Genomic DNA, 3,483 nt, shown 5'->3' with positions numbered 1-3,483 from the left:
AGCACCACCGTTCCGACGACAGGCCAACGCTTCCAGAACGGGCGAATGTCTTTTGCTTCGGCTTCCTGCACTTGCTTGTTGGATTGCGAATGACTCTTATAGAACGGGAAGTACTCTGACTTATAAAATCGGGTAGAGGTGTTCACCACTTCACCGGCACAACCATCTTGCACTTTCTTGGTGTAAGAACTGGTTGAGCCCATGGCCGTGTTCTTAGTGCATCGGTAGGTCACTTCAATCATGTCCTTAATGTCTCGATGCACTTTGCGGATGTTCTGCGTGAGCAAGATGATATCGACACCGTAGTGACGGTGTATTGAGTACCATTCTAGAATCGGCGCGGCCAAGCCTCGACTTGGCAAGCTCATGTGCGCCTCATCGACCACATAAAGTGGCCCTTGTCCTTTTTCATTGCGCCATTCGTCCGAGTAGTCTTCAATCTGACTGAACGGACGAGAGGTTGAACCGAAATCCGTTAAACGGCCATCCACGATTTTGATGAGCTCTCGAACGTCTTCACCAAACACCTTAACGAACCAATCAATGTTTAAGGTGATATTGGTAATGACTTTGCGGCCATCCTTAATCGCCGGAATAATGTGATAGGCAACCGCCTCATAGGTTTTACCGCCACCTGGTCTTCCTGCTATGGCGTATATCATGAGCCTAACCTCGTAAACGGAATCAATTGCAGCATCAAACGCACCGTAATAGCGGCCAGAATGATAGACAGGCATTGAGGCACACCGACCGCCGCCATAACCCAAGCCACCGTAGGCGGAATACTGGTCATGTACTGGCTCATATCGACCGGAGCGAATAGGGAGAACACACCAGAGAGCAACAGATTCACCATTGCCATGATTTGCTCAACCGCCCAAAAGAACAGGTCTTTGAGCATGTTGACCAGCGAGATTAAAAGCTGATAGAGGAACACCAACAGCTTGTTAAATAAATCGACTAACCAATCCATATTAACCTCCAAAAATAATACGACGCGCCGCAAACACTGACGTCATGATGAGCACCGCACGAATAAAACCGAACACCCAATCAAAGCTGATTTGCTCCTCAAAACTGAAGTCACCGAAGAACGGCACAGGGAGCACGAAAGAAGGGCGCTTGGCATTGGATAAGTCGAGGTCACCAAACGAGTTCACAAAGTTGTCGATGGTGTTGTGTTTAAGATCATCTAACTGACCGGACACCAAACCACCTAAGCCATCGGGATAGCCCGACTCATAAAATCCGGTACAACTTTGGGACTCGATACACGTACCACCCGTACCTGCACCAGACGTATCTGTGTTTGCGATACCGTCTAAGGTGTCAGAAATACCGGAAACTTCATCCGCGATACCATCCATTGCCCCTGCAATTTTCTCTACATCGTCACCCACACCATTAATGGCATTGGTGTTCTTGTTCATGGCCGTGGTGATGTCAGCATTCGCTTGTTGGATAAGGGCCTTAGTGTTTTCGTAAATCTTGTTGTCGTTGATTTGCTGCTTTTGAATGGCTTGCGTGTTGGTGACCATCGACGCGTTCAGCGCAATGATTTGGTTTTGAACGTCAGCACTGGCTTGATTGATGTCGATGTTCATGTCGTTTAGTGCTTTGTTGACGTCCTTATTCATTCCAGTAATGGCTTTCAGAACTGCCGTGTCTGTCGATTCATCGGTGTCAGGCTCTTCCACGTCTGGCTCACTGTCGGTATCCGGTGGATTCACCGTATTGGTTGAGCCATCAGGTAATACGCTAGGGTCTTCGATGTCGCCTGTTGGGTCGTCAGGGTCATGAATGGGGTCATCAGGAATAATAGGGGTGTCAGGGCCATCTTTACCCCAGAAGAGTGTACCGCCTTCACACTGGTTGCCTGTGAATTGAAAGTTACCATGACAGATGGTGTTTTGTGTCCATTGGCCAGAATCAACCCCCGTACACAGTGTAGTATCACTAGGAATACGTTCTAGTTCACAACGGGTTGCGCCATAATCGCCATAACATGACCCTGTCACTTGTTCGCCATAGACATAAGCCAACCACTGAAGCGATTTGATTTCATCAATGGATTTTTTGAACTGGCAAGCGTCCATACAAGTACCGTCAGGGTTTTTGCCATATTCACAAACCGATTTGCAACGTAAGGTGGAGGGATCAAACTCGCTATTTTCTGGACAACGCACCTCATAATAGCCAAGACCAAGTCCATTATCACAAACCGTTTGATAGGGATAACGAGCATTAGCATAGGGTGTCTTCTCAAATGTGCATGTGTCGAAATACCCAGTATCCAAAAAACAAGTATTCACCTTGTAAGGGTCAACCCATTCACCTTGAGAGCCACAACCCCTCATTTGCATATGACCAATACGAGCTTCTAAAGCATACGTATGACTACTAGCACACAGAATAACAAGGACAATAAAAAAACGGAGATAGTGATTCATTGTATTAAACCAATAAAAAAGGGAGCCCAAGCCCCCTTATCCTCTAAAGTTTTGGCTGGCCACGTATCCGGCAATGCCACCCAAAAGCACAAAGACGATGAGTTGGACATCGTGGAGAACGGCCAACATAAACTTAAGCCTTGTTCACAGCACGCTTAGCAAGAGTGATGGATTTGTAAGCCATAGTAATGCCGACAATCACCAGACCTGCCGCGCCGATTTTGGTTGCCACACCAGACAAGTCGATAGCGGAGAACGGGTCAGCGGCACCACCTTCCGCCGCCATAGCAGGGACAGAAAGCACCGCAACAGTGACGGTTGCCGCCGCTTGTTTGCCGAACTTTTTAAGCGCGTTTAGACGTTTCATAACAGATTCCTCAAAGTAGTTTTATTAAACGTATTGCCATCTTGATGGCGTAAGTTGAGAGATATCCGCCAACGAACACCAAGGTGAAACCCAAGCCGAACGCTTGAGATATCTCTCCTGGAGTCAGCTGTGTGTAGCTCATTAACGTGTCATATTCTTGAGCCGTGACCATGACATAACCGCTGCATGAAGCCGCTTCAATGTCAGGAACGACAGCGAGAAAACCGTCCGCGTTAGGTAAAGCACACACAGGCATAACGAAATTCCTTATTTAGCCTTTAACGAGGCTTCAAAATGTTTCTTGATGTCGTCATCCACAGGGATGAGTTCAGTCACAATGGCACCTGCCAATGGATCGTCTGGGTTAATCTCCAAACGCAATTGGTATTCACGGCGAGGAACGAGGGCACCAGTGCGCTCAAGTAATAGGGCGTATTGATGATCAATCATCAACGGTTGGTCCCACTGTGGATTCACATCACCGGATTCACCGATAGTGCGGCGTTTGAATTTCTCTGAGTTGATTTCACGTAGAGGACGCGACACGTTCAGTTGAGCACTGTCACCACGTGCTGAGTTCCAAGTGATGTCCATGCCAAGTACAAAAACGGATTTAGCCATTTGTTAAGTCTCCAATATGTGAGTCACCAACTTGCCGTAGGTATC

Annotated in this window: 6 protein-coding genes; all 6 read right to left on the bottom strand. The window is 47.5% G+C overall.

Annotation, left to right across the window (positions count from 1 at the left end; translation table 11 throughout):
* The coding region (locus R7Q41_RS23755; RefSeq protein WP_318144687.1) for a zonular occludens toxin domain-containing protein at positions 1–662 on the bottom strand (662 nt) is incomplete at its 3' end.
* Positions 659–973, bottom strand: a complete 315-nt coding sequence (locus R7Q41_RS23750; RefSeq protein ID WP_017822026.1) for a DUF2523 family protein — start codon at positions 971–973, stop codon at positions 659–661. The genes R7Q41_RS23750 and R7Q41_RS23755, both read right to left, overlap by 4 nt.
* Position 974: 1 nt before the next feature.
* Positions 975–2,450 (bottom strand): methyl-accepting chemotaxis protein, encoded by a 1,476-nt coding sequence (locus R7Q41_RS23745; RefSeq protein WP_318144686.1) that lies wholly within the window; start codon positions 2,448–2,450, stop codon positions 975–977.
* 133 nt (positions 2,451–2,583) lie between these two features.
* Positions 2,584–2,817: a major coat protein gene (locus tag R7Q41_RS23740; protein WP_015975175.1), complete on the bottom strand. Its 234-nt coding sequence runs from the start codon at positions 2,815–2,817 to the stop codon at positions 2,584–2,586.
* A 10-nt stretch (positions 2,818–2,827) separates the two neighbouring features.
* Complete coding sequence (locus tag R7Q41_RS23735; RefSeq protein WP_015975174.1) at positions 2,828–3,073, bottom strand: hypothetical protein; 246 nt, start codon at positions 3,071–3,073, stop codon at positions 2,828–2,830.
* Positions 3,074–3,084: 11 nt separating this feature from the next.
* Complete coding sequence (locus R7Q41_RS23730; protein WP_017822035.1) at positions 3,085–3,438, bottom strand: DUF1293 family protein; 354 nt, start codon at positions 3,436–3,438, stop codon at positions 3,085–3,087.
* Positions 3,439–3,483: the final 45 nt, after the last annotated feature.

The sequence above is a fragment of the Vibrio sp. 2096 genome (assembly GCF_033339595.1).
GTDB lineage: Bacteria > Pseudomonadota > Gammaproteobacteria > Enterobacterales > Vibrionaceae > Vibrio > Vibrio alginolyticus.
This window is presented reverse-complemented; position numbering and strand designations above follow the sequence as displayed.